Below are 26,851 nucleotides of genomic sequence, written 5' to 3'. Positions count from 1 at the left end.
TCCCCGCTCGCTCAGTCCAACTAGCTAGATTCCCTTGGAAAATCACGGGGACGCGGGTTCGGGGCGAATTGCACTGATGCGGACCCAGCCCAGGCCGCGACGAGCCGAACGAAATCGCGCATTTCGGAGCCGCGACAAAGGGTGTTAAAACGGCGCCCGATTGTGGTTGAGGAGCGAGTAAACGGGCTCGCCCAGCCGCGTGGACCAACGAGGGAAAATGAAAAGCTCCGGTCTTGCCTCACTGTCCTTGCTTGCCTCGCTCACTCTGTCGTCAGCGGTGCTCGCGCAGCAGCCGCTGCCGCCTCCACCCGGCGGTCAGCCTGAGCCAGCTCCTGCACCCGGGCCCGGCGTGCCCGGTGCGCCTGGCACCGAGGCTCCCCCACCCGCGGCACAGCCGGGCTGGGGCGCCCCGCCCGCGGCCGGCGCACCCGCCGGCGATCCCAACGCAGCGGGCGCCAGCGGCAACGCCAGCTGGTCGCTCGGCGGCGGCATGCAATCGGGCGGCGCCACGACCGGCGGTGGCAGCACCGAGATGGATCCCGAGACGGAGCGGCAGTGGCGACACACGTCGCTGATGATTCAGAACAACCTCAAGGGGTCGACGGGCCTCTTGCACACGTCGTACGCCGGCTCCGGTGCACCCGGTTCGCTGCGCGTTGGTTTCATCACCAGCTACTTCAAAGGCTCGGACTTCCTGTGCGGTGGCGGCCAGTGCAACTACAACGTCGCCGCCAATCCCGAGGGTAAGAGCGACGACGAGGTCACGCGCATCGGCGCGCACCTGAGCATGAACGCGACCCTGTTCCCGTTCCTGGAGGCCTACATGGGCTTCCACGCATCGGCGACGGAGAACGACCAGAGCCGGCCTCGACTGCTCCAAGTGCTTGGGGACACCAACCTCGGGTTGAAGGGATTTCTACCCTATTCTCCCGACTCCATCTTCTCCGTCGGCGGAGAGCTGCAGCTCTGGCTCTTGAACGGGACCGGCGGTGTTGGGCTCGACGGCTCCGGCACCAGCTACGCAATTCGCGCTCTCGCAACGGCGGATCTGAACAACCGAACCAACCCCGACGACCGCGTACCGCTGCGCTTCAACGCCAACGTGGGTTACCTGTTCGACAACTCCGGCGAGCTGGTCGGCGACACCGAGAGCGCGCGCAAGGGTCAGAAGATTACGCGCATCGAGCGCTACGGTCTGGACATCAACCGCGTCGACAGCTTCCAGATCGGGCTCGGGCTCGAGGGCATGTTCGACTACATCCACCCGTTTGCCGAGTGGACCATCGACGTGCCGATGAACCGGCAGAACTACACCTGCAACGAGAGTCGGAAAGAAGTCGGCGACGGCTGCCTCGGCAACGACGCAGGTTTCTCCTCGTCGCCCTCCCGCGTGACGCTGGGAGCGCGGGCCTATCCGGGAATCGACGGGCTGAGCCTCCTGGCTGGTTTCGATATCGGCACCGGAGCCACGTCCAAGTTCATTCAAGAAGTGGCACCGGAGTCGCCGTGGACGCTCTACCTCGGCCTCGGTTGGGCGGCGGACACCAAGAAGGAGCCGCCGATCATCAAGGAGGTCCAGGTGGACAAGGCGCCAATGGCTGCGCCATCGCAAGACCGCTACATCCTGGGCCACGTGGTCGAGAAGGGCGCGAACACCCCCGTGGCAAACGCCATCATCCGCTTCGACGGGCGCGCCATGAGCGGCATGGTCAGCAGCGACGACGGCAGCTTCCGCACCATCAACCTCGAGCCGGGCACCTACACCTTCACGGTGAAGGCCGACGGGTACCGCGACGGCCAGTGCCAGGCGACGATCGCCATGGCAGCCCCGATGGGTTACCCGGGCGCTCCGGCCATGGGTCAGCCCGGCATGGGTCAGCCCGGCATGGGTCAGCCCGGAATGGGGCAACCCGGCATGGGTCAGCCCGGAATGGCGCCCGCGCCCGCAATGGGCCAGCAACCGGTCACGCCGATGAACTGCGAGCTCGAGGCGCTGCCCAAGGTGGGCAACATCGTCGGCGGACTGGTCGATGGCGACAATCAGCAGCCCATCGCCAACGCGAGCGTGAAGATCACGGACATGCTCAACCGTGAGCTGGAGCTAGCAGCGGACGGCTCCGGCGCCTTCCGCTTCGAGAACGTGCCGCCGGGTGCAGCCAAGATCACGGTCACCGCCCAGGGGTACTTCACCAGCGTGACCGAGCTCGAGGTCAAACCCCAGGAAGACCTGAAGGCGACCATCTCGCTGAACAAACGGCCGAAGGCGCCGAACGTCACGGTCGCAGCCAACGAGCTGAAGCTGAAGAAGCAGGTCCACTTTGCCCACGACGCAGCCACGATTGAGCCGGACTCGGCTGCGCTGCTCGAAGAGATCGCCGACGTGCTCAAGAATCGCGCGGAGATCGCCAAGCTGGAGATCCAGGGGCACACGGACAACACCGGCTCGCCGGTGTACAACCAGCGCCTCAGCCAGCAGCGCGCCGACGCGGTGCGCGACAACCTGATGAAGCTGGGCGTGGACGGAGGCCGGCTCGAGGCCAAGGGATATGGCCAGGACAAACCCCTGGTTCCCAACGTGTCCCCGGCCAATCGCGCACGCAATCGCCGCGTGCAGCTGATGATCACGCAGAAGAGCAAGTGAACGTCGCGAGCAGCCGGCAGGGTCTGAGCGCCCGCCGGCCGGCTCCCGAGTCGACAGCCGGCGCCCGCGTCACGCGCTATCCTGGTGTGATGCGGGCGCTTCTGTATTTGTTGTCTGCCGCCGCGCTCACCGGCTGCGCTGACGAGGAGCGCGCGCTCGATGCACCGCCCTCAGCCCGCGCCCCGGACGGCCCGGGCCCCTACCGCATCGGTGTCACGACCATCCAAGTAACGAGCGCCGGACGCACACTACCGATCGAGATCTGGTATCCCGCCGGCGCCGGTGGTGAGCCGGAACAATACGTGCTCAAAGTCGGCGTGCTCGAGCTGACCCGCATCGACTCGCCCCGAGGCGCGCGGCGGGATGCGAAGCTCGACCGACGCGGAGCGCCCTACCCGACCGTGCTCTTCTCTCACGGCAACGGCGGGACGCGGATCCAGAGTGTGTACCTGACGGAGTTCCTCGCGAGCCACGGCTTCGTGGTGGCGGCGCCGGACCACGTCGGCAACACGTTTGCGGAGCAAATCAACCAGGGCAACGCCATCCCGGCGGCCAAGGCCGCTGCGCTCCGCCCGGGAGATGTCTCGCGAGCGCTCGACGCGCTGCTCGCGCGCTCCGCCAATGCGACGGACCCGCTGTCGGGCGCGGTCGACACGGCCCACCTGGGCGTGGCCGGTCACAGCTTTGGGGGGTTCACCGCGCTCCGGGTCGCCGGTGCGAGCATCGACGCGGCGGCGGTGCTCGACGATTGCAAGCAGAACGGCGGTCTGGTGTGCGACGGCTGGCAGGACGCGGAGATGCCGAGCTCGAGCCTCGACGCGCGCTTCATCGCCGCTGTGGCCCAGGCGCCGGGCGGCGCTCAGGCGATGTTCGCGGGGAGCCGGAACGGTTTCGCCGACGTGGCGATGCCCGTGCTGATCGAGGGCGGGACCCTGGACGCGCTGACCCCGTGGAAGCCCGAGCAAGAGCAGCCGTGGACGAGCCTGAAGGGGCCCGCGAGCCTGCTTTCGGTCGGCGGCGCGGGCCATTTCAGTTTTTCGGACATGTGCCTCTTGGTGGAGAACCTCGGGCTCTCCGTCAAGCAGTTCGAGGACGGCTGCGGACCCGACAACATTCCGTACGCAGACGCCCACGGCATCATCAACCGCTACACGACCGCCTTTTTCCAGCACACACTGCTCGGCGTCGACACCTCCGACGTGCTCGACCCGATCGCACCCCTTCCGACGGGCGTGGCTTCGTTTCAGACGAAGTGACGGCTCAAGAGCTGTCCAAGAATTGAACAGCTCTTTCACTTTGTCATCGGGGAGGCAGGCGCCTCCCCGCCCCAACGAAGTGAATTCGTTGGGGCCCCACCCCACGCGGGCCGGCCTCGCCGGCTTGCCCCAGGCCAATTTTTGGACAATTCTTCAGTCCTTCGACTCGGGCTCGACCGCGGGACCTTCCTTCGCGATCTCGTGGAGCAGCTCGTCGACGCGACGCACGTTGTCGTGACCCAGATCGTATCTGAATCGAAGCTCCGGGAGCTTCCGCAGCTCGAGGCGCGGCGCCAGGCCCCGCCGCAGACGGCCCGACGCCTGGGAGAGCGCTTTCAACAGGCCGCGCTGCGCTTTTTCGTCCGCCAGTTCGGCTAGCGCCCGAACGGAGAGGGTTGCCACCGAGAGGTCGTCGGTCACCGCCACGTCCGTCACGACGATCGTAGCGAGCCGCTCGTCGCCGAGCTCTCGGAGCAAGTCCGTCAGGTGGCGACGTAGCAGGCCCGCAACCCGATCCGCACGGCGTCCGTCCCGACTCATCCTTTGCCCCACTTCTCTGCGAGCTCGCTGAAGTCCCCCGCCGGCGCCGAGCGCGACCCCAGAGCGCCCGACTCGATGCCACCAGTGATCGCGTCTCCGCCGTCTCCGAAGCTGACGATTTCCGTGCGGACGTCGGCCAACACGGCATCGGGCAGCGTCCCGGCCAGCTCGACCAGCTGCGAAATGATGGTCGTGCAGTAGGCTGAATCCCGCGCCACGACACTCGCTCCCAGGGTTGCGACTTGATGCCGGTCGAGCTCACCCACCTCGGAGATGCTGACCGGCAGGCGCGCTCGCGCTCGTTCCTTGAAGCTCTTCACCACCTGACGCCGGTCCTTGAGCGACCGCGCGCCGGGGATCTGCAACACCACTCGCGCGACGCCTACGAACATCGTGACCTACGGGGCGGCGCGAGATGGCTGTGGCCCGAGCGCGGGTCAAAGCGTCTGCTTGACCTCTTCCATCTCGAAGAACTCGACGAAATCGCCCTCTTTGAGGTCGTTGTAGCCCTCGAGTCCGATACCGCAGTCGAAGCCTTCCTTGACCTCGCGGGCATCGTCCTTGAAGCGCTTGAGGCTGGAGACCTTGCCGGTCCAGATCACGGTGTTGTCGCGCACCAGGCGCGCGGTGGCGCTGCGGCGGACCAATCCCTGAATCACCATGCTGCCGGCAATGGTGCCCGCTTTGCTGAGCTTGAACACCTGACGGACCTCGGCTTTGCCGAGTGCTTTCTCGACCAGGGTCGGCGCGAGCAGGCCTTCCATGGCGGCCTTCACGTCGTCCACCACGTTGTAGATGATGCTGTACTGGCGGATCTCGACGCCCTCTTGCTGGGCGAGGCTCGTGGCTTTGCCCGCGGGCCGCACGTTGAAACCTATGATGATGCCCTTGGCCGCCACAGCGAGGTTGACGTCGCCCTCGGTGATGGCGCCCACGGCGGCGTGCACGACACCCACCTTCACCTTTTCGGTGGTGAGCTTCATCAGCGACTCCCGCAGTGCCTCGACCGAGCCCTGCACATCCGCCTTGATGATCAGCTTGAGCTCGAGCTGATCGGTGTCCGACATGGCCTTCGCGAGATCCTCGAGCGAGATGCGAGCGGTGCCCGGCATGAGGCTGCGCCGCTCGCGGTTCTTGCGGCTGTCCGCAATCTCTTGTGCCTTCTTCACGTCCTTGATCACGTGAACCGGGTCACCCGCCGACGGAACGTCGTCGAGACCCACGATGGACACGGGGGTCGAGGGTCCGGCCGACGCCAGGCTGCGCCCTCGGTCGTCCAACATTGCGCGGACCTTGCCCCACGCCGCTCCGGCCAGGATCGCGTCCCCGCGGTTCAGCGTGCCGTCCTGAACCAGGATGGTAGCGACCGGGCCACGGCCCCGGTCGAGCTCGGCTTCGATCACGACACCGGTCGCCGGTTTGTCGGGATTCGCCTTGAGCTCGAGGACCTCGGACTGCAGCACGACCTTCTCGAGCAGCTCGTCGATGCCTGCGCCGGTGTGGGCGCTGACCTCGGCGAACATGGTGTCACCGCCCCACTCCTCGGGGACCAGCCCATGCTCGGAGAGTTCGCGCCGCGCGCGCTCGGGCTGAGCGTCGGGTTTGTCGCACTTGTTGATGGCAACCACGATCGGAACGCCGGCTTCCTTCGCGTGGTTCAGCGCCTCGACGGTCTGGGGCATCACGCCGTCGTCGGCGGCGACCACCAAGATGACGACGTCGGTGGTCTGCGCGCCGCGCGCACGCATTGCCGTGAACGCCTCGTGACCCGGGGTGTCCAGGAATGCGATGCGGCCATGCGGTGTCTCCACCGAATAGGCGCCGATGTGCTGCGTGATGCCGCCCGCCTCGCCCGCGACCACGTTGGCCTTGCGGATCTTGTCGAGCAAGCTCGTCTTTCCGTGATCGACGTGGCCCATCACGGTGACGACTGGACCTCGACCGACGGTGTCGAGATCGACATCTTCCTCGGCGTCGAGCCCCTGCGCCGCAACGAGCGCTTCCTCTTCACTCACCGCGACGTCGGACACTTCCCAGCCGAATTCGGATGCGACGATCTTCGCGGTATCTGCGTCGAGAGTGCTGTTGATGTTCACGCCGGTCATACCGAGGCGCATCAGCTTCATGAGCACCTCCGTCGCCTTGATGCCCATACGACCTGCGAGCATCTGCAGGTTCACCGAGCCCTCGATCTTGACGACCTTCTTGTGAGCCGAGCGCTCTTGCGTGACGACCTGCCCGGTGCCCTTGGGCTTCGAGAACTGGCCGATCCCACGACCGCGCATGTGCTGGCCGGGACGCCCCATGGGGCCGCGGTTCATGCCGGGGCCGCCGGGGCCACGCGGGCCGCGCGCACCGAGCCCTGAGCCTGCCTTGGCGTCGTACTGCACCCGCCGGGGCGTCGGCTGCGTGCGCACCGGCATGGTGACACCCGGGCGCCCCTCCCAGACCTCGATGCCGGTCTTCGGTGGGCTCGACGGGCGGGGCGCCGGGGGCGGCGGCGCGACGGCAGGCGCCTCGGCAGCTGGAGCCGCACTCTCGACGGGGCCTGCCTCGGCTGGAGCCGCCGCAACGGCTGGCTCGGGTGCTGCCGCAGGCGCAGACGCCATGGGAGCGGACGGCAGAGGCGGTGCCGCGGGGGCGGACGCTGGCGGCGATACTTCTTCAACGACCGGCGGCGGCTCCATCACAGGCGGAGGCGGCTCGTGACGCGGGGCGCTGGGCAGCGGCTGCGGCGAGCTGACCGGTGCCGACCGCATGGGCTCCGACGCACGAGGCGATGACGCCGCGACCGGGGACGACGCTTGGCGCGTGTCCTGCGGATGCGCCTCGGTCACTTTTACTTCGGCAGCCGGGGCAGCCGGGCGCGCGGGCGCACGTCGCTTGACGACGGTCGGGCGGATGCGCTCTTCAGCGGCCTTCGGCGCGGATTGTTTGTCGAGGTGGCGTTTTACACGCTCGACTGCGTCCGGACCGACCACACTCATGTGGTTACGCACATCGGCGACCCCAATCGACTGCAGCAAAGCCACCAGGGACTTGTTGTCGATGCCCAGATCCCGGGCGATCTCGTAGACACGCATCTTCGTCATTCCTCCGTGGGGGGATCCCCACCGGCTGCAATTGTCGGCTCCGCCGTGTGAGCCCAGTCAATAGTTTGTGCAAGGGCGCGGCCGAGCCCCGGGTCGAGGACCGCCACTATGCCCGTCTCGGTGCGGTGGGTAGCCCGCCCGAGCTCTGATTTCGTTGCCCACGCGCGAGCCAGGCCCGACGCGATTGCGGCGCGCACCTCGTGGGACTCCGCCGCGGCGCGCGCGTCGGTCGCCACGATCACGAGGCGAGCTTGTCTGCGCCCGAGCGCCTCTTTGACCTCAGCCGCGCCGACCACGAGTCGACGGGAGCCGAGGGCCGACGCCAGCAAGGCGAAGATGCGACGCTCGGCTGCGCGCGCGATCAACTCCGAAAGCACCGCGGGGTCGGCCTCGACCGCGGACTTGAAGCTCTTCATGAACCCCTTGCGACAGGCTTCGCTGATGCACTTGGCGCGAGCGTGGACCCAGGCCCCGCGGCCGTGACTGCCTCCGCCGAGATCGGGCACCAATCCGCCCTCCGGCGTCAGCACGAAGCGCACGAGCCCCGCCGGGGCTGCCTCTTCATGGCAGCCCACGCAGGTGCGGATCGAGCCGCGGGCGGGTTCTCGTTCGGTCATGCTCAACATCGGCAGGGTCTCGCTCTACTCCTCCACGCGCGCAGGCTCGGGCTCAGCAGTCCCCGGCTCGGCAGCCCCGGCTTCCGCCGCCGCTTCCGCCGCTTCCGCCGCCTCCGCCGCGAACTTCGCCCGCGCGAGATCGATCTCTTTGGCTTCGTGATCGAGGAAGTGCAGTGCCCCCTGCTGGATCAGGCGTGCCTTCTTGATCCCGAGCCCGGTGCGGATCGCCAGGCGATCGGCGTCCTCCCGGCTCAGCTCGGCGACGGTCTTGTAGCCCGCCTCTTCGAGCAGCTGTGCGGTCCTGAGTCCGACCCCACGCACGAAGCGCAGGCGCTCTTTCTCCGTCAGCGCCTCGACCCGGCTGGCCGACTGCTCGATGCGCTCGCGACGCATGCGCTCCATGCTCGACTCGGCGCGCAGCTTCAGTGACTGTGCGGCCTCGGGCGTGCCCACACCCTGGATCGACACCAGCTCGGCGACGTCCGCCTCGGCGATCTCCTCCAGGGCGCGGAAGCCCAAGCGGTACATGGCGCGAGCCAGATCCTCGTCGACCTCGTCGATCTCGCGGAGCGCTTGCAGCGCCTCCTCTTCCATCTGCTTGAACTTGCTCTCGCTGATGATGTCGAGCTTCCAGCCCGTGAGCTGGGAGGCCAAGCGAACGTTCTGGCCTTTGCGGCCGATGGCCAACGAGAGCTTCTCGTCCGGAACCACGAGCTCCATGCGATGGTCCGCCTCGTCGACGATCACCTTGTTCACCTCGGCGGGCTGGATGGCGTTGATGATGTAGCGCGCCGGATCCTTGTCGAACGGCACGATGTCGATCTTCTCGCCCCGCAGCTCTTGCACCACCGCCTGCACGCGCGAGCCTTTGATACCGACACACGCTCCCACCGGATCGACGTCCGAATCCCGGGTGGTCACGGCGATCTTGCTGCGGCTGCCCGGCTCCCGGGCGACGCCGACGATCTTGACGATACCTTCGTAGATCTCCGGCACCTCCGCCTCGAACAGCTTGTCCACCAGCGGGGGCGCCGAGCGGCTGAGGATGATCATCGGACCGCGGGCCTCGCGGTCGATGTCCTTCACGAAGGCAACGATGCGATCACCGGGGCGATAGGTCTCCCGCGGCGTCTGCTCGCGGGCGGGCAAGATGCCCTCCGTCCGCCCGAGATCGACCACGATGTTGTGACCTTTCTCGAAGCGCCGAACGATGCCGCGAATGAGCTGACCCTGGCGGTCCTTGTACTCGTTGTAGATGATGTCGCGCTCGGCATCGCGCACGCGCTGCAGCAGCACCTGTTTGGCGGTCTGCGCCGCGATGCGCCCGAACGTGCTGCGCGCCTGTTTCATGTCGAGCACGGCGCCGAACTCTTTGTCCTGCTGCCGGGCTTTCTCGGCGTCGCGGGGGTGCCAGAAGACCTGGAAGCCCAGCTCCTCTCCGACCTCGGCTTCGAGCCCGTGTTTGCGGGCGACGTCCAGCGCGATTTCGCGCTCCGAATCCGCGACCGCCTCGACCACGGTCATGTACTGAAACAGGTCGATCTGACCGCTGTCCTCGTTGAACCGAGCCTCGAGCTCTCGAGTCGGACCGAACGCTGCCTGGGCGGCCTTGAGAATGGCGGCCTCCATCGTCTCGATCAGGATCTGTTTGTCGATCCCCTTCTCCGAGGCGACCTGCTCGACGATCCCACCAAGGTCGACGTCCAAACCCGCTGCGTGCGCTGCCATGTTCTTGTCTCCGTGCTCAGAACCGCGGGCTCAGCGCCCGTGGCCGGATGCCCGCCGCGCGGGCCCCTTTCCCTTCGACTTGCCTTTGCGAGCATTGCCCCCCCAAGAAAACGTGAGGCGCCCGCTTTCGATGTTCTCGAGCTCGAGCGAGCAGAGGCCTTTGTCGGTCTCCAGCTCTACCTGACCCGAGTCGTTGAGCCCGTGAAGCGTTCCGTGGACCACCTTTTGCCCGTCGAGCGCCTCTCGCAGCTTCAGTTTCGCGGTCTGACCCGCAAAGCGCGCGTAGTCGTCGCCGGAGTAGAGCGCGCGATCGAGACCCGGAGATCCAACCTCGAGCCGATAGGCGTGGGTCAAGACCTCGGCGACGTCGAGCGCTGCGCTGAGATCGCGGGATACGTCCGTGCACAGGGCGAGAGTCACGCCTTCACCCGGCACGCGCGTCCCGGGTCGCTCGATGGTCAGCTCCAGCAGCCAGCCGCTGCGGTCGGTCCGCCAGATGAGCTCGACTCCCTCGACGCCGTGCGCGCGAAGCACGGGCTCCACCGCGGCAAGCATTCGCTCGCGGTCGAGACCAGGCAGGCGATCGTGGGCTATCGTGGACATGAGGAGCGTTGATCAGACTCGGGGATAGGGCTCGGCCGTACCCCGCGCTCGAGTGGCCCCAAGCTTTCCGGCCGAGTTAGCGGGCCCCGGCCAAAAAAAAACGGACCCCATTAGGGGGTCCGTAAGGATCCACCCGAGTTGTCGGCCGGCTATTTAACCGACGCCGCGGGCCAGCGCAAGCTGCGCGGATAAGCGCGAATTTCCGGCCAGATACTTGAACGCCGGGCCCGGGGTCCGTGGCGAGGCAGGCTCCCGGCTCGCTGGGCCAGGCCCGGGTCGGGGGCCGGGGTGGATGGGCGGGCCCCGCGGGCCCGAGCGAGGCGGCCTGGCTCGAGCGTGGCTGCGCTCGACCAAGTCAGCCGCATTCGCGGAGGCGCCCCGCCCGGCGAGCTCAGGCCACCCGAGCACGGAGCCCTCGCGACGCTCCGTGATTCGAGCGGACGCTTGGCGCTACCGCGCGGATCTCCAAGCACGCGCCGAGCACCGTGCGAGCTCCACCTCGGCGGAGCGCCGAGTCAGGTCGACGGAAGCGTGCGTGAGCGCAACACGCGGCCGCCAAGCGTGCGGGAGCGCAGCACGCGGAGAACGCTCCACGCTGCTCGACCCCGGAGCGCGCTCGGGTTCGAGGTCAGCTTCGACCCGCCGACCATGAACTTCCGCCACCCGGGGACCGGATTGCGACCGCTCGGACACCCCACACCCGCGTCCCGGTCGAACACGGCCGGGCGGCGTGCGGGACGACGCCTGCTCCGGACGGTCGCCGCGCGACGATGCGTTTGGCGCACGTGCCGAGGCTGCCAGGTGCGGGCGGGCAGCGGGGGGGGGTGTCCCTCGATCACGCGAGGTTCGGCAGAGTGACCAGATCGACGTGCAGCACTTCGTCGGTGAACGCCATCATCTCGGTAAGACAGCCTTCGCTCGGCCGCGTGTCAGTGCGGATCTTGGCGCAGCCTGCGCGGCCGCCCTCGAACACGGTGTTCTCGAGCTCCTGGATGTTGATGGCGTGACGCTTCAGTACGCCGAGCACGTTGGCGAGCGCGCCCACCTTGTCCAGGAAGCGCACCACGAGCACGTAGCGCCCGCGGGTCGAGGCGGCGATGTTGACCACGTTCGGCACCTCACCCTTGACCAAGAAACTGCGCAAAATTCGCACAGTCTCCGCGGCTATCGCAACTTGCGCTTCGTCCGTCGAGGCGCCGATGTGGGGCGTCGCGTAGACCAGGCCCGCGTGCAAGATGGGGTTGTCGTAGTCGGCGACCCGTGTGTCCGGCTCGTTCGGCAGCACGTCGAGTCCGACGCGCAGATCCTTCATCGGGGCGAGCTCGGTGAGCGCAGCCCAATCAACGAGACCGGGGTCCGCGGTGTTCACGAAGGTCGCGCCGTTCGGCAGCGCGTCGAGCACCTCCCGCGAGATGATGCCGCGAGTCCGCTGGCTGAGCTCGAGGTGAACGCTCAAGATGTCGGAGCGTTTTGCGAGCTCGAGCACGTTGGGCGCCCAGCCGACGCCGAGCTCCGCCGCTCGCGCCGGGATCGACGAGCGACTGTAGGCGTGCACGTCGAGCCCATACGCCACAGCGAGCCGCGCGACTGCGCGACCGACGTGTCCGAACCCGACGATACCCAGGCGTCGGCCCCGAAGGCCCTTGGCCTTCGCGAACTCTTCCTTGGCCCACTTGCCCGAGCGCAAGCTGCTGACCGCGTCCGGCACACGCCGATCCAGGCAGCCCATCAGGGTCATGGTGAGCTCCGCCACGGCGGAGGCGTTCTTGCCTGGGCAGTTGGCCACGTAGATGCCGCGCTCACTCGCGGTCTTCACGTCGATGTTACGCACGCCGGCACCCGCGCGAATGATCAGGTTCAGCATCACGCCGGCCTTCATCGCGTCGGCGCGCACCGTCGTGCCGCGCACGACGAGAACGTTGACGTCCTTGACCGCCGCTGGGAGCTCATCGACGCTGATCTCCGGCTGGTACACCACCTCGACGCCCAGCGTCCGCATCTCGTCGAGCGCCGCCGGGTTGAGCTTGTCCGCTACCAGGACCTTCATGAGGGCGACGCTTCTATCACGAGCGGAAGCGTTTTCGAACAGGCAGCGCCATCCAATCTCTACTCCGGGCTTTCTGGGGGCCGCCGTCGGCGCCGTGCGGGGATGGCATGGCGAACACCGGCCAGCGAGAGCACGGGCTCACCGGCGTCGCTCTCGGCCAAGAGCGGGCCCAAACCGGTCTGCGCCTCGGGGGTGAAGCGCGCGTCGAAGCGCCCCTGCTTGACGCGCACGTAGACGGCGTCGTTGTCGGCGACGGACAGGGATGTGGGGTCCAGCTCCTCGCGGCTATCGTCCGAGAGGCGAAGTTGCACCGTGTCTCCGTCGATGTGCAGGCCCTTCACGAAGAACGGCACGTCGTCGACAGTGAAGTACGTCCAGTCCCAGCCATTGGTCAGGATGAACCGTCCGTCTTCGGGGTGGAGCGCGATCCACGAGGCAAACGCCTTCTGCATGCCGAGGTGTTCGACGCGGGCGCCGTCGTGCCAGAAGTGTCCGTTCTCATCCAGACGAATGGTGCTCTCCCGCGAGCGCCCCTCGGGGGCGGGCCAGCGGAAGAACTCGGGGTGGTCGGCGGGTTTCACTTGGGCGTGGAACGAGAGTCTAGCAGCGCGCGCCACCAGCGCCTCCGCCAGTCGCCCGCTGGTGCGCCTTGCATGCGCTCAGTGCGGAACCAACGCCCCGCGCCGCATCAGCCCGGCGAGCATACGGATCACGTCGCGGCGCGGGATGCCCGAGACATCGATCGCTTCCTGGATTGTCACGCCACCCTCGGCGCACGCGAGCACGAACGCCGCCTTGCTCGACAGGTTCATCTTCTTCTGATCGCGAGCCGCAGCGGTAATTTCGAGGGTGCGATCGAGCGGACCCACCCGCGCTTCGAAAATGTGATCAACGACCGGCATGCCGGCACGCAATACCTCGTAGACCCCCGTCTCCTTGCCGAACACGGCCAGCTCCAGCAATTTCTCGGCGTGCTCCACCGCCTCGTCGAGGCGACCCAGCTTGAGCGCGGCGCGCGCCTCTTCGAGCGCTCGCTGCGCGCGCACGGCGTTGCGAGCGCCCGAGCCGGCGGGCGTGAGCGCTCGTTCGCGGCTCTCTGGTGGCGGTGAGCTCGGGGGCGAGGAAGGCACGCGAGAAATCCGCTCGTAGGGCGGTACACTCGGGGGAACGTCGAGGCGCAGCTGCCCGTCCCGACCACGGCGAGACTCCGGCGCAGGTGGCTCCGAGCTCCCGGCGCGCGGTCCGGGCGTCACCGGCCTCCGCGACACGGGACCAACGCGGTCGACCAGATTCTCTGGCGCGGGCGCAGTGGGCATGCGACCTTCGTCCAGCAACGGGCCCTTGGACGGGATCATCGAGATGCTCGGCGCCCGCTGGGGACGCGCGGGCTCCAGCTGCCGGCTCTGCGCCGGTGGGGTCGGCTTTTCGTTGCGAGCGACGGAGGTCGGGATCTTTTCGACGGACTGGCTCGGCCGCGCACTGTAGGTGCCAGCCGGGCCGATTTTTTCTGCCGATTTCGGTGGCGAGCTCGCGGCGCTCCGTGAGCTGGCAGCGTTGGGTGCGCTAGCAGCGTCCGGCGGGTCCGGCGCCTCGGAAATCGGCGCGGCCACGGTACGACGCTCGCTGGCGGACGTGGCGGTCGCGCTGGTGACGGCCCGATCGAGCGCCGCCGCGAACTCGGCGATGGTGGAGAAGCGATCCGCCGGTTTCTTCGACAGTCCGCGCAGCACCACATTCTCGACGGCCTCGGGGATCCACGAAGCAATCTTTCGCAATGGGATCGGGTCCGCGCCGATCACGCCCTTCATGATCTCCACCGGATCTTCCCCGGGGAACGGCAGCTGGCCCGTCAGCATTTCGTAGGTGATGGCCGACAGCGCGAACTGATCGACCCGGTGGTCCACGTCTCGTTCACCGCGCGCCTGCTCTGGCGCCATGTACGCGGGTGTGCCGATCACCATGTTCTGCGCTGTCAGCCGCGGGCCGCCGCCGCGCACCTTGCTGATGCCAAAGTCGAGGACCTTGACGAACTCCTTTTCGCCGGTCGCCTTGACCAGAAATACGTTCTCCGGTTTCAAGTCCCGGTGAACGATCTCCTTGAGGTGGGTGCTGGTCAGGGCCGACGCCACCTGCGTCGCGACCCGGAGCGCAGCGGCAAGCGGCAGCCGCGGCTCCCGCTCGAGGCGCTCGGCCAGGGTCTCTCCCTCGAGATACTCCATGACCAAGAACGGATCCTTCGTATCCGTCTCGTCGACGTCGAAGACCTGCACGATGTGCGGATGACCCAGGCCGCCGACGATCTCGGCCTCCCGGCGAAAGCGCGCGAGCACCTCGGGGTGACGCGCGTACTGCGAGAGCAGCACCTTGATCGCGACACGGCGTTTGAGGCGCACGTGCTCGCCTTCGTAGACGACACCCATGCCGCCTTCCGCGACTCGGCGCAGCACCTGGTAAGTACCCTTGAGCACCGTGCCGACCATCGGGTCCGCAGGTCGCGGCCCCGTGTCAGCCACCTGGCCGGCGTCGTGAGCGCGCCCATCGTCGCTCACGCGTCCGTCCCCATTGCTTCCGACCTACGCATTGGTGAGGACTGAGGAAAGCACGCCCCCCACCGGGATCAAGCCGAGCGCGCGGTTCCCTGGGTTTTCCCGCCGGATGTCACCCACCCGTCTGCGGCGTTATGCTCTGGCAAGTGATTGATCGGCTCGAAACACTTGCCCCGCTCGAAGTTACGGATCACTCGCGCTCCGTCGCGGGCATGGTCCACGTGTATCCCGTGGTCTCGCGCCGCGCCGGTGGAGTGAGCGTCGGCATCAACCTGAACCCGAACAACGCCTGCAATTGGCGCTGCGTTTACTGTCAGGTGCCGGGGCTGATTCTCGGCAAGGGGCCGCGCATCGATCTCGAGCTCCTGGAGCGTGAGCTGGGCGAAATGCTCGACGCCATCGTGCACGGCGATTTCATGCAACGCTCGGTGCCCGAGGGCGCACGCCGGCTGAACGACGTGGCCTTCTCCGGCAACGGCGAACCCACGACCTCGCCAGATTTCCCAGCCGCGCTGGACGTAGTGGTACGGACACTCGAAGCGCGGAACATCGCCCCCCCGCTGCGGTTAATACTGATCACGAACGGGTCGATGCTCGGAAAACCCCCGGTGCTCGACGCGGTTCGCAGCATGGCGAAACACCACGGAGAAATCTGGTTCAAACTGGATAGCGCCACCGCCGAAGGCAGCCTGCGCGTCAATAATTGCCACGCGTCCCCCGAGGACCACGCGGAGAAACTCCGAACCGCCGCCCTGGCCTGCCCCACGTGGCTGCAGACGTGCTGGTTTTCGTGGCATGGCGCCACTCCCGACGCCCGCGAGGAGCACGCCTACCTGAAGCTGCTCCGTGAGCTCCGCCGCGATGGCGTGCCGCTCGCTGGGGTGCACCTCTACACGTTGGCTCGTGCCTCCCATCAGCCCGAGGCCCCACAGCTAGACAAGGTGTCGCCGGAGGTGCTCGAGCAACTCGCACGCCGCATCCGGGCCCTCGGCCTCACGGTGAAGGTCAGCGCGTGAGCGGAACGTCAGCCCGACTGCGAAGCGCTGCGTGAGCGAGGCCGAGCGCCACCGCACACGCGACCCCGACGCTGAGCACCCGCGGACCGAGACTCATGGCCACGAATCCCGCTCTGTCCAGCAGCGCCCGCTCGGCATCGAGCCAACCGCCCTCGGGACCAATGGCGATCACGATCCGCTCCTCGGGGCGAAGCGCGGCGCAGCTCTCGCGCAGGTCGCCCGCGTCACTGCCCCGAGGAAGATCGGCAAAAACCCGGCGACCACCCGGCGGTAGGCGGTCTTTCACGGTGCTCTCGAGCGATCGCTGGACGCTGATCGCGGGCAAGCGCGTGTCCCGCGCTTGGGTCAGCCCCTCGAGGCAGCGGCGGCGGATCTCGTCGGCATCCAGCCGATGCGAGTCGAAATAGTAGCGTTCGACGCGCGCGGCGCCGGTCACCCATACACTGCCCACACCCAGGGCAGTGATGTCGGGCAGCAGCCGCGCGAAAACCTTGGGACGCGGCAGGGCGAGGACCAGATCGACCCGCGGCCGGTCTGGCACGCTCCCGCCGAGGACCGCCGCGACGTCGAGCACGACCCGCTCCGCGTCGAGCTCGAGCACTCTGGCAGTCCCGACGGGCCCACCAATCACGCCGGCCCGGACCTCGTCTCCGACAACCACGCGGAGCACCCGAGTCAGGTGCGCTCCGCGCGCGTCGGCGAGGACGACCCGAGAGGCCTCGCCGACCTCCGTTCGTTCGAACAGGAGCAGGTTCACGGCTCGCTGGCGCCGCTGGCCCTAGAGCGCGACGTCCGCGCTCTTCGCCGGCAGCTCGATGGGCTTGATGGTCACCTTGAAGTCCTTGCCGTTCCAGCTCACGTCCTGCCGGAAGAGCTTCGTCGGCGCGTCGCGGCGTGGGCTCCGGAGACGCGCGGCGAACGCCGCGTGCTCGAAGTCTTGCGACGTCATCAGGAGCGACGACAGCCCAGACTTGGCAGCGTCCGTGGCCTCCCCGAGACCGACGTCCTTGCCGTCGAGCTGGGAGACGAGCTGCAGATCCGCCGTCAGATCTTCCCAGGTGAGCAAGACGAGCGTGCCTTGTCCGCTGAACAGCTGCAGCTCCTTCAGCTCGCGCTTCACACTCTCGGGGTTGGCGCCCTGCGGAGGTTTGTCGATCAGTCGCGCCAGCCGGGCCGCCGACAACATGCGAGCCCAGCGACGCGGATCCGTGGGTCCGGGCGTGCCCTGCGCGTTGGCGATCTTACGCTCGAGCCGCAAGGCCTCGTCGATGCGCCCCGCGCCCGCCGCAGCCGCAGCGAGCCTGAGCCAACCGAGCGCGTCGTCCTTCGCCATCTCCGTGATCGTGCGGTACTGGCTGTAAGCCGGCTCGTACCAGCCGTGACCCAGATAGATGTCGCCCAGGAGCCGCCGCGAGTCGATGCCGTCCGGATCGAACTCGACGATCTCGGAGTAGGTCCGCACGGCGTCGTCCTCGAAGCCGGCGCGGGCCAGGACATCGCCGATCTCCCGCGCGATGTTGGGGGTCAAGAAGCCTTGATCTCGCAGGCGCCGTCCGAGGGCGACCGCTTCGTCCTTCTTGTCGGCCTCGACCAGCAGCTTGACCAGACGCACGCCGCCGTTGGGATCTTCCGGCGCCTTGGCGATGGCTTCGCGCACCTTGGAGATGCGTTTTTCGACGTCTTCGAGCTCCGACAGATCCAGGTCGAGCTTCACCCAGTCCACCGCAGTGCCGAACAGCGCACGCTCCACTGCAGCCACGAGCCGAGCGTCCACCGCTCGGCGCAGGAGCAACTTGGCAAGGAACTTCTGCACCTCGGGGCGACCCGAGAAGTGGGAGAGCACCACCGTTGCGGACGCTTCGCCGTCGACACGACGCTGCATCAGGTCGAGGAACGTGCGCTCCGCGCGCCAGTCCGACAGCTCGCACGATGCTACCGCCGCGTCGTAGCGCTGGGTGATGTCACTCGGATTCCGAGCCGTCTTCAGCCGCTTCTGCCAGAGCAAGACCCGCTCCCGGAGCGGGCGCGCTGCGGCGTCACTGCAGGTCTGCAGCGTCGGCTGCCAGCCACCGCCAAGCTTGCCACCAGCGGTCCGATCAACATCGGCGAGTTGTTTCTGGTTGGCTCGCCCGAGCCCCTGATCCTTGGCGACCTCTGCGACCTTCTTCTTCTCGAGCATGGGCGGCGCCGTGGGCGTCGGCGTGGGCCCCGACGCCGGTTTGTCGGCCTCGTCGTCCCCGTCGAGCTTCATGGGCCGGGCTCGCGGCCGCATCGCCGCCTTCGCCGGAGCGGGCGCGGCCGCACCGCCGCGCGCACCCATGGCCCCGACCTCGGTCTTCTCCTCCATGGCCTCCGCGGGTGCGGGATCCAAAGCCGGCGAGGCCGGCATGGGGGCCGCGGCCGGCTCGGCGTTGCTCTCGCGCTGCGCCATGTCGGCGCGGGGCCCGGCGTAGCCGGCCTTGGCCGACTCGGGTGCACTCTGGGTGGCGGGCGCTTCCTTCTCGTTCGAGCCCCCGAAGGGATCCATCTTGCTGCAACCGAGCGGCATGAAGCCAGGCGGCGTTAGCGCTGCGTGGCGGAGCCCGACCCGCCGCTCCGTGTCGTCGTCCATCTCGAGCAACGTGAGCTGTTTGCCGCGCAGCTTGCTGCGCTTGCGACCTATTCCCATTTGCTGATACGCGCGCTCGCTCTCGAGCGCCAAGATGCTGGTGAACGGCGTCATCAGGCCGTACTCCAGCCCGAGCGCGACGATGCGCCCGCGCTCGGCATCGGGTCCTTGGGCGTTGCCCAAGAGGCGGCGCATGTACTCGGCTGCCCAGAGCCGCGGCACGAACTCCGCGATCACACTGGTCTCGCGCTCCGCTTCGTACTCCTTGGCGAACTGCTCCCCGCCAATCCGCCCCTTGACCTTCACACGTTTGGGCAAATCGTGGTGGCTGCGTGCGAGCACTACCACCTCTTGCCCGCGGCTCACCTTGCCGCTCGCGCTCGAGAAGGGCTCGTCGAGCCCCGCACCCAGATCGATCTCGAGATCGGTGATGGTCGGCACCTTGAGGGCCGCCGTCAGCTCGAGCGCCCGTGCCGTCGTCTGCTCCGCTTCGTCGACGCGGAACGCCGTGCCGCCGCCCGCGCGTGCGAGCTCGGCCAGCAGCGGATAGTTGGCGTCGGAGCCCACCCCCACCGTGAACAGGCGCGCGCGCGACGTACCGAGAGCACGCCGCAGGCGCTCGACGATCTGCTCCCCGCTCATCTCACCGCTGGTTGCGTTGCCGTCGCCAACGTAAACGACGGCCGGCTGCTCGGCCGCGTGCAACCGCGCGAGGGAGACGTCGAACATGCTGGCGATGTCCGTGGCGCCGCCCGCGGGATGTCCGGCCAGGGCCTCGAGCGCCTTGGCGATCTCGCCATCGCTGGCCGACGCCATGCCCTCTTTCGGGTGCAAGACGGTCGGCCGAACGTCGAGGGCGACGAGCACGAACCGATCTTCGTCCGAAAGCGCACGCAGCACGGACTCGGCCGTCGCGGTCTTGAGCTGACGCGCAGACTCGTCCCCGGCTGCCGAGGTGTCGACCACCACGACCACGTCGCCGCGCTGTTGCTTCACGCCCTTCCAGTCGAGGTCCGGCGTGTAGCGCACCATCACGTAGTCAGCGCTCTCTCCGTCACCCTTGTAACGAGACACCGCGAGCGGCGGGCGTTTGTCCGGCAGCGTCGCCTCGAGCTGAAAATCTGCGCGCGGCGTGTAACCGCTGCGGCGCATGGTCACGTTGCGGCCGTTCCCTTCCACGCGCGCGTCGACCAAGGTGGCGATCTTCATCCTGGGCCCCACTTCGCCAAGGTCGACGCTGAGGGAGAACTCGCCGATGCGAACCGGATCCCCCTGCCCCATCGGGTAGACGAAAGTCAGCTTGCCGTCGTTCGATGGGTTGATCTGGACGTAACGCAGCACGACCCGTCGGGTGCCGCCGGAGCGGATCGGATAGATCCGTGCGCGATAGGTCTTCCCGTCGACCCACTCCAAGATGGCCGGAGAATGTCCGGTGCTCTTGGCGGCGGTGTACTGAACGGCGGCCTCCTTCGACTCGATGAATTCGCCCTCGACCAGGGTGCCGTTGGTCTCGAGCGCAAAACTCGTGACGCTGGCCTTGTCGGGCACGCTGAACCAGTACCAACCCTCGACGTCCCGCTCGCCGGGATTGAAGAAGGTCTGGTCGACCTCCGTCTCGCTCAGCCCCTCGCGCACCACGGCGCGCACGTTCTGTCGACTGATCTCCAGACGTCGAGCCGCGCTGCCGGGCATCGCGCCGACGTCGACGCCGTAGATGGTGCCGCTTCCGGCGCCGGGCACTCCGCCGCCGGAAGCAAAGTCCGCCATGCCCCCGGTCCAGTCTTCCCAGAACGCCAGCGACGCGACGTTGGGCGCGGCTTCGCCCTTCACCACCGCCTGCTCGCCCGCCTTGACCTCGGCGCGGCCGCCTTTGCCGCTGACGGTCGCCATGCCGCGGGCGACGTAGATGCTGGCGTCGGCTCCGTCGCGACGGATCGCAACACCCGCTTCGGCCGCCGTGACCAGGGTGCCGGCGATCTGATGCAGCATCGCCTTTCTGTCCGTGGGCGGTGCGTCGAGGAAGTACTCCCCTGCCTCGAGGGTGACGGCCTCGGTACCGAGCTTGATGCTGCTCTCTCCGCGCAGGAACAGGCGCGACCCGTCCGGCAGGCGCACCAGCGCGCGGGCGCCCTTGTCGGTGCTGATCTTCGCGTCGGCAAACAGCGGGGTGCCACTGACGGCGCGCTCGGCGCCTTGGCCGGAGTCGACGCTGACCTCACCCGCCGCGAGCTCGAGGCGAGCCTGGATCGGAGAGGCCTTCACCGGCGGCGGCCTCCGCAGGGCAACGGCCAGGAGCACCGCTACGAACAACGCAAGGGCGAGCAGCGCCAGAATCAACCGGGTGACAGTGCGCGCCCGCGACGCTTTCAGGTTGTCGCTCATTTCATCCTCCGCTCTCTCGGACCCGACGCCCGAAGCTTCCCTTGGCGACGATGTTCCTCTTGCTCAAGCGCAAGCACAAGCCTTCACGCGGGAAAAATCACGCCGGTCTCGTGCGCTCGTTGCAGCGCAGCGGTGGCTCCGGCGTTCAGAAGCCGAGATCGAGCGCCTTGGTGGCGTTCTCTTTCACCTGCTCGCGTCCCTTGCGCTCGGCCTCTGCGGGCGCCGCGGCGGGTGGTGATGCAAAACCGTCGTTGGCTTGCCCGAGCGCGCTCGACTGTTTGTCGAAGTCGGCCTCGAGCTTTGCCTTTGCAGGCGAAGGAGCCCGCGCCAGCGTGGCTGCGCGCTGTTGTTTGAGATCATCGAGGCGGGCGCCGAGCTTGCGGCGCGCCTCATCGCTGCGCCCGTTGGCAAACAGCTCGTTCGCTTCGGTGAGCGCCGCCGCCGTCTGGCTGCGCAGCATGCGGGCGGAGACGAACGAGTCGAGATCACTGACCTCAGCCGCGTTTTCCGTGAGCAGCGCGCTCAGCTTGCCCTGGCAGTCGCCGCGCTGACCCAGCGCGTTTCCGCCGGACAGATCGTCGTAGGTCATCCTCACGTCGGCTATCGGCCGCTCACCGGCCGCTCCCCGCGGGACCCTGAGCGACACGAGCAAGGTCTTCTCCTCACCCGCGCTGAATCCCCCGAGCGGGATCAGGAGCTTGCGGCCTTCGCGCCGGAAGGTCCGGTCGAAGACGCGATCGACGTCGACGCCCGGCGCGAGCTCGATGGCGACCTCGGCGTTCTTCGCCAGTGATTTGACCAGCGTGTCCAGCTCCTGGTCGAACACGCGGGGCAGATCGGCGGCGTTCGCGACGAAATGGTGGCGCCCGTTCGACTCCACCGCGAGCGCGTTCATCACGCGTTCGTTGTAGTCGACGTCGACGCCGACGCTGCTGATGCTAGCGCCCATGTTGCGGATGCGCGCGCCAATGGAGCGGAAGCCTTCCACGTCGCGCACGCCGGCGGTCGCTTCACCGTCCGAGAGCAGCAAGATGCGATCGATCATGCCGGACCGCTGCCGGAGCTGCGCCATGGCCTCGTCGATGCCGCACGAGATACAGGTGTCACCCTGTGCGGTGATGCTGGCGAGCGACGCGCTGACGCGATCCCTGCTGAACGAATCGACCGTCGTCGGAGCCACGAGGACCTCCGCGGCGTGGTTGTAAGAGACGACGCTGACCGTGTCGCCATCCCGCAGCCGACGCACCATGCCGCGCGCGCCGTCGATGGCGTTCTGGAGGCGTCTGCCCTTCATCGAACCCGAGCGATCGACGACGATCGAGAGGTTCAGCGGCGTGGCGGTGGGAGCCGCGCTGTTGTTGTCCGCGCTGACGTTGACCAGGAGCATGGTCGCGTTGTCTTTGGTCGAGAGCAGCTTGCCGTGACCCAGGCGACCCTCCATCATGAGCGTCTTGCCGGTGGTGAACGCGGCGCCGGGGTGGTCAGCGGCGTTCGGGTCCTTGTTCGTGGTCAGGTCGTTGTTCCCGACGTCCGTGATGGCGTCGGGGCCCGTGCTCGGTTTGGTTACCGACCACACGCTCAGGCTCGTGAGGAACATACCCACGGCCGCCAGGCCTGCGACGCTCTTGACCTTCATCGGGACGACTCCTTCAACGCGGCCCCGGGCTGGGGCTTACAGCTTCGCGCCCCCACTCTACGTCCGGGGTGATGGATTCGATCTGCGCCGGGGCCTTAGCGGCCGCTTTCCGCGGCATTTGACCCGCGCGCTCGCGGCGCACGCCCGCGCTCAGGCCCCGCTCCGGCTCCCGCGCCCGCTCCGGCACCGGCTCCCGCTCGGGCTCCGGCGCCCGCTCCCGCCCCGGCGCTCAGCTGCTCGGGGCCCGCCCTCCGCCCGCCCGCGCTCAGGTGGGCCGGGCTTCGCGGTGCTGGTACACGCCGTGTTTCACCAGGAACTGACCGTCGTGGAAGGCGCTGGGGCTCAGCTCGCGGATCCCCTCGACGCTCATCTCCAGGATGCGCGTCGCCACTCGGTCCACCATGTCGCGATCGTGCGTCACGAAGATGCACGTGCCTTGGTACACACTCAGCGCCTCGGTCAGCGCCCGGATGGACTCCAGATCCAGATGGTTGGTGGGCTCGTCCAGGAGCAGCACGTTGGGCGCACCCAACATCAGCTTGGCCAGCAACAGGCGCACGGTCTCCCCACCCGACAGCACCTTGGTGGGCTTGAGCGGCTCTTCCTTCTTGAACAGCAATCGCCCGAACAACGCGCGCAGACTCTCTTCGTCCGCGGTCTCGTTGAAGCTCCAGAGCCACGCGTGCGCGCTCTGGTCCGAGCGCTGGATGGCCTCCGAGTGCTCTTGCGGCATGTAACCGACGCGCGCCTCGTAACCCCAAGCGACCTCGCCCTCGTCGGGAGGCAGCTCTCCGTTGAACATGCGCAGCATGCTGGTCTTGCCGATGCCGTTCGGCCCGACGAGCGCGATCTTGTCGCCGCGCATCACACTCAAGTTGAAGCGCTGGCAGATGCCGACGGAGTCGAAGCTCTTGCACAGATTGTGCACGCTGAGCACGCTGCGGCCGCTGGGACGAGCTTGCTCGAAACGGATGAACGGGCGCTGGATGTTGGAGCGCTTGAGATCCACCATCGCCTGTTTCTCACGCTCCATCTGCTTCTCGCGGGATTTCACCTGCGTCGCGCGCGTTCCGGCGCCAAACCTCCGCACGAACTCTTGCAGCTGCAGGACCTTCTCTTGACGAGCCGCGTTCGCCAGCTCGAGCGAGCCGCGCGACTCCGCCTTGGCGCGGACCATGTCGTCGTAGTCGCCCGTGTAGACGATGACACTCTCGTAGTCGATGTCGGCGATCTTGCTGCAGACCGTGTTCAAGAAGTGGCGATCGTGGCTGATCACGACCAGCGCGCCGCTGTAGTCGACGAGGAAGCTCTCGAGCCAGCGGATACTGGAGATGTCGAGGCTGTTCGTCGGCTCGTCCAGGAGCAGGCTGTCTGGCTTGCCAAACAAGGCCTTGGCGAGCAACACGCGCACGCGGTCGCCGCCCTGAAGCACCTCGAGCTTCTGTGTGTGCAGCTGCTCCGGAATACCAAGCCCCACCAAGAGCGCGCTCGCCTCACCCTCGGCGGTGTATCCGTCCTGTTCGGCGATCGTCATCTCCAGCTCGCCCAGGAGCATCCCGTCGTCGTCGCTGAGCTCGGAGCCCTTGCCGAGCAGCTCTGCCTTCTGCTCGAGCGCCTCCCACAAGACCCGGTGTCCGGAGAGGACCACGTTCAGGATCAGCTGATCGGCGTAGATGGCGTGATCCTGCTCCAGCACTCCCAGGCGACCCCGGCAGCTGACACTTCCGGTTCCCGGCTCGAGCTCGCTCGACAAGATCTTCATGAACGTCGACTTGCCGGCGCCGTTGGGGCCGGTGAGGCCGTACCGCTCGCCGTCGTTGAACGTCACGTTCACGTGGTCGAAGAGCACCCGCCCTCCGAAGCTCATCGAGATATCGTTTACGGTGATCATGCTCGTCTGCCTGCAGCTTTCCGTGGTGGCGCGGCGGGTCGCTAGACCAGCCTCGTCGGGTGCCTGCGACCCGGACCGGAGTCACTCGAAGCCGTACGCTCGGCGACGTCGGGGAACGCGAGGGCGCGGAACCTAGCAGAAGTGCCGGTGCCGCGCCCGAAATTCAGATCCGCACCGGCGACCGCTCCCGCTCTCAGCCCTGCCCACCCCGCCGAATACCAATTCGCGTCAGGAACTCCCACGGCACGATGGCTCCGATCAACACGAACACCGCGTCCGCCTCCACCCGCCGCTCGCCCGCCGGCCCCCGCACCCAGACCCCGCCCGCCTCCACCGCGGCGACCTGACTCTCGAAACGAAGCTCGATGCGCCCTTCCTCCGCGAGCCGCTTCAGCTCGTCGATGTTACGCGCCTTGCCGCGCCGGAAGTCCGCCCCGCGATACACGACCGTCACCCGCGTCTCGGACTGCCGCGCGAGCGCGATGGCAGTCTCCATGGCCGTGTCCCCCAGACCCACGATCACCACGTTCCGACCGGCAAACGCCCGAGCGTCCACCAGCGCGTAGTGCACGTGGCTCTCCGCCTCGGGCGCAATCGCAACATCGAGGCGGCGCGGTGTGCCGCGACGGCCGATGGCCAAGAGCACGTGCCGAGCGCGATGCAGCTCGGTCGCTCCGGCCGCGTCCAGCGTGGTGACCACGAACGCGTCCGCGCCGCGTCGGATCTCGCTGACCCTCTGTCCCTCGCGGATGTCGAGCTCCGCTCGCCGCACGATCCGCAGCCACTTCGCCAGCAGCTCCTCCTTCGTCGACTCCTCGAGCCAGAGCTCGCCAGCCAGAGGCATGCCGAGCGGCTGATCGAACACCAGCTTGCCGCGCGGAAAGCTCTTGATGCTGGCAGCCACCGTCGCCTGTTCCAGGACCGTGGCCGACACGCCGCGCACCTTGGCCTCCAGCGCCGCACTGATGCCAGCAGGTCCCGCACCCACGATCAGCACGTCGCTCACTCCCGGGCGACTCTTCGGCGAACACTCGACGATCTCGCGGATGGCGTGGGAACCCTGATTGATCGCGTTGCGGATCAGCGGCAGTCCCGTCAGATCCCCCGCGATGTACAGGCCCGGCACGTCCACCGACTCCAGGCTCTCGTGAACGCGCGGGCGGTCTTCCAGCGGTTCGCCGTCGGCAACCACCAGCGAGCCATTCGGGCAGCGCTGCTCACACAATGTCAGACCGCAGCAGTCGTCGGCGCGGGCCACCACCGCGACGTAGCGCCGAACCTCGAGCACGTCGTAGGGACACGCATCCACACACGCGTAACAACCAAGGCAAGTCGTCGCGTCGATTTGCGGCAGGCGTTTGACAAGAGAGGGCTGCACGGGATGGCTCAGCTGGCGTGCGGCGTTGGCCTTTCTCGCACGACGCCGCGCACGCAGACCGAGCCCGCCGAACACCAGCAGACCCGCCAATAAGCCCGCGCCGACGCTGCCGATCGGGCCGCGGAGCACACCCGCGAGCGGGCGCCGCCCGCCGAGACCGGCGACGGTGCGCGCCGCCTCCCACGCGGCGTCCCGCTGGGTGGTCGCGCCCGGCGCCACCTTTGCCCCCACACCCGCGCGAGTCGTCAGCGCGCGGTGTTCGTCGAAACACACGGTCGGACGCTCATCGGAGGTCTGCCCCTCGATCAGACACTCACGGATCGGATCGTCGCTGCGGCTCAGATCATGACACTTGGCGCAGGCGCGGGCCGGAATCAGCGGCACGCTGACACTCTTCACGGGGCGATACAGCGAGGTCTGCGCGAGCTTCTGTTCGTAGCCGGTACCGTAACGAATCACCTCTCCCTCGGGAGTGAACGCCACGCCCTCGTCGGCGCGATGAATCGCGTGGCACGTGATGCACGACAGCTCTCCCCGCTGCCTGAGCGCCTGGTGCCCGGGGCGCTCCGACGGCAAGCCCCCATGGCAGCGCCGACACGCCTGGACGGGTTTGTCGACGCCTTCGTGGCAACTCTTGCACTCGAGCTTGGCCAGGCGATGCGGCCTGGACTGTGGTCCCGGCGAGCGGAGTCCGCCCAGCCCCGCGCCCCAGGTCGCAAAAGCCAGGGTCGCGAGCGCCGCCACCACGGCCGCGGCAAGCAGGCCACGAAACCGCGTGACGTCGCTCGTCTCCTCGGCGCGCGGCGCACCACGCCGACGACCGGCGCCCGGTTTGGCCGCGAGCTCGACCAGGGGTTTGTCGTCTGCCAC

General features: G+C 67.8%; 17 protein-coding genes. 3 read left to right on the top strand and 14 right to left on the bottom strand.

All coding sequences use genetic code 11. The features are described from left to right. Positions 1-217 precede the first annotated feature (217 nt). Together IPI67_15425 and IPI67_15420 are read left to right on the top strand one after the other, a co-directional pair. Entirely contained in the window at positions 218-2,641 is a 2,424-nt protein-coding gene (locus IPI67_15425) for a carboxypeptidase regulatory-like domain-containing protein (GenBank protein MBK7581588.1), read from the top strand. A gap of 89 nt (positions 2,642-2,730) precedes the next feature. Beyond that, complete coding sequence (locus IPI67_15420) at positions 2,731-3,897, top strand: hypothetical protein (GenBank protein MBK7581587.1); 1,167 nt, start codon at positions 2,731-2,733, stop codon at positions 3,895-3,897. Between the two features lie 153 nt (positions 3,898-4,050). On the opposite strand, the gene rbfA is transcribed toward IPI67_15420, so the two are convergent. The 9 genes from rbfA to IPI67_15375 all read right to left on the bottom strand — a co-directional run bounded on the left by rbfA (position 4,051) and on the right by IPI67_15375 (position 15,073). Continuing rightward, entirely contained in the window at positions 4,051-4,437 is a 387-nt protein-coding gene (gene rbfA, locus IPI67_15415; GenBank protein ID MBK7581586.1) for a 30S ribosome-binding factor RbfA, read from the bottom strand. Continuing rightward, positions 4,434-4,829, bottom strand: a complete 396-nt coding sequence (locus IPI67_15410) for a DUF503 domain-containing protein (GenBank protein MBK7581585.1) — start codon at positions 4,827-4,829, stop codon at positions 4,434-4,436. Before IPI67_15410 ends, rbfA begins: the two co-directional genes overlap by 4 nt. A 45-nt stretch (positions 4,830-4,874) precedes the next feature. Then, positions 4,875-7,529: a translation initiation factor IF-2 gene (gene infB / locus IPI67_15405; protein MBK7581584.1), complete on the bottom strand. Its 2,655-nt coding sequence runs from the start codon at positions 7,527-7,529 to the stop codon at positions 4,875-4,877. Continuing rightward, the gene (locus IPI67_15400; protein ID MBK7581583.1) at positions 7,526-8,146 is read right to left on the bottom strand and encodes a DUF448 domain-containing protein; all 621 of its coding nucleotides are present in this window, start codon (positions 8,144-8,146) and stop codon (positions 7,526-7,528) included. The genes infB and IPI67_15400 overlap by 4 nt, the downstream gene beginning before the upstream one ends. A 24-nt stretch (positions 8,147-8,170) precedes the next feature. Beyond that, entirely contained in the window at positions 8,171-9,874 is a 1,704-nt protein-coding gene (gene nusA / locus IPI67_15395; GenBank protein MBK7581582.1) for a transcription termination/antitermination protein NusA, read from the bottom strand. Positions 9,875-9,904: 30 nt separating this feature from the next. Next, the gene (locus tag IPI67_15390) at positions 9,905-10,477 is read right to left on the bottom strand and encodes a ribosome maturation factor RimP (GenBank protein ID MBK7581581.1); all 573 of its coding nucleotides are present in this window, start codon (positions 10,475-10,477) and stop codon (positions 9,905-9,907) included. A gap of 835 nt (positions 10,478-11,312) precedes the next feature. Further along, complete coding sequence (locus tag IPI67_15385) at positions 11,313-12,524, bottom strand: D-3-phosphoglycerate dehydrogenase (protein ID MBK7581580.1); 1,212 nt, start codon at positions 12,522-12,524, stop codon at positions 11,313-11,315. A 59-nt stretch (positions 12,525-12,583) separates the two neighbouring features. Beyond that, positions 12,584-13,105, bottom strand: a complete 522-nt coding sequence (locus IPI67_15380; GenBank protein ID MBK7581579.1) for a DUF1285 domain-containing protein — start codon at positions 13,103-13,105, stop codon at positions 12,584-12,586. Positions 13,106-13,183: 78 nt separating this feature from the next. Then, positions 13,184-15,073, bottom strand: a complete 1,890-nt coding sequence (locus IPI67_15375; protein MBK7581578.1) for a protein kinase — start codon at positions 15,071-15,073, stop codon at positions 13,184-13,186. Positions 15,074-15,204: 131 nt separating this feature from the next. Between IPI67_15375 and IPI67_15370 the strand changes: the two genes are divergently transcribed. Beyond that, on the top strand, positions 15,205-16,086 hold the full coding sequence (locus tag IPI67_15370) for a radical SAM protein (protein ID MBK7581577.1): 882 nt from the start codon (positions 15,205-15,207) through the stop codon (positions 16,084-16,086). On the opposite strand, the gene IPI67_15365 is transcribed toward IPI67_15370, so the two are convergent. The 5 genes from IPI67_15365 to IPI67_15345 form a co-directional block, all read right to left on the bottom strand. Beyond that, the gene (locus IPI67_15365; protein ID MBK7581576.1) at positions 16,076-16,843 is read right to left on the bottom strand and encodes a 16S rRNA (uracil(1498)-N(3))-methyltransferase; all 768 of its coding nucleotides are present in this window, start codon (positions 16,841-16,843) and stop codon (positions 16,076-16,078) included. The genes IPI67_15370 and IPI67_15365 overlap by 11 nt on opposite strands. A 21-nt stretch (positions 16,844-16,864) precedes the next feature. Further along, positions 16,865-21,076, bottom strand: a complete 4,212-nt coding sequence (locus tag IPI67_15360) for a hypothetical protein (GenBank protein MBK7581575.1) — start codon at positions 21,074-21,076, stop codon at positions 16,865-16,867. 145 nt (positions 21,077-21,221) lie between these two features. After that, positions 21,222-22,712: a VWA domain-containing protein gene (locus IPI67_15355; GenBank protein MBK7581574.1), complete on the bottom strand. Its 1,491-nt coding sequence runs from the start codon at positions 22,710-22,712 to the stop codon at positions 21,222-21,224. Between the two features lie 265 nt (positions 22,713-22,977). Continuing rightward, positions 22,978-24,603, bottom strand: coding sequence for an ABC-F family ATP-binding cassette domain-containing protein (locus IPI67_15350; GenBank protein ID MBK7581573.1), 1,626 nt, complete (start codon positions 24,601-24,603; stop codon positions 22,978-22,980). Between the two features lie 193 nt (positions 24,604-24,796). Then, a complete protein-coding gene (locus IPI67_15345) occupies positions 24,797-26,851 on the bottom strand; it encodes an NAD(P)-binding domain-containing protein (GenBank protein ID MBK7581572.1) in 2,055 nt (684 codons plus the stop codon).

Source organism: Myxococcales bacterium, from assembly GCA_016706225.1.
Lineage (GTDB): Bacteria > Myxococcota_A > Polyangia > Polyangiales > Polyangiaceae > JADJKB01.
Note: the sequence above shows the minus strand (reverse complement) of the source record. Positions and strands in the feature narration are given on the sequence as shown.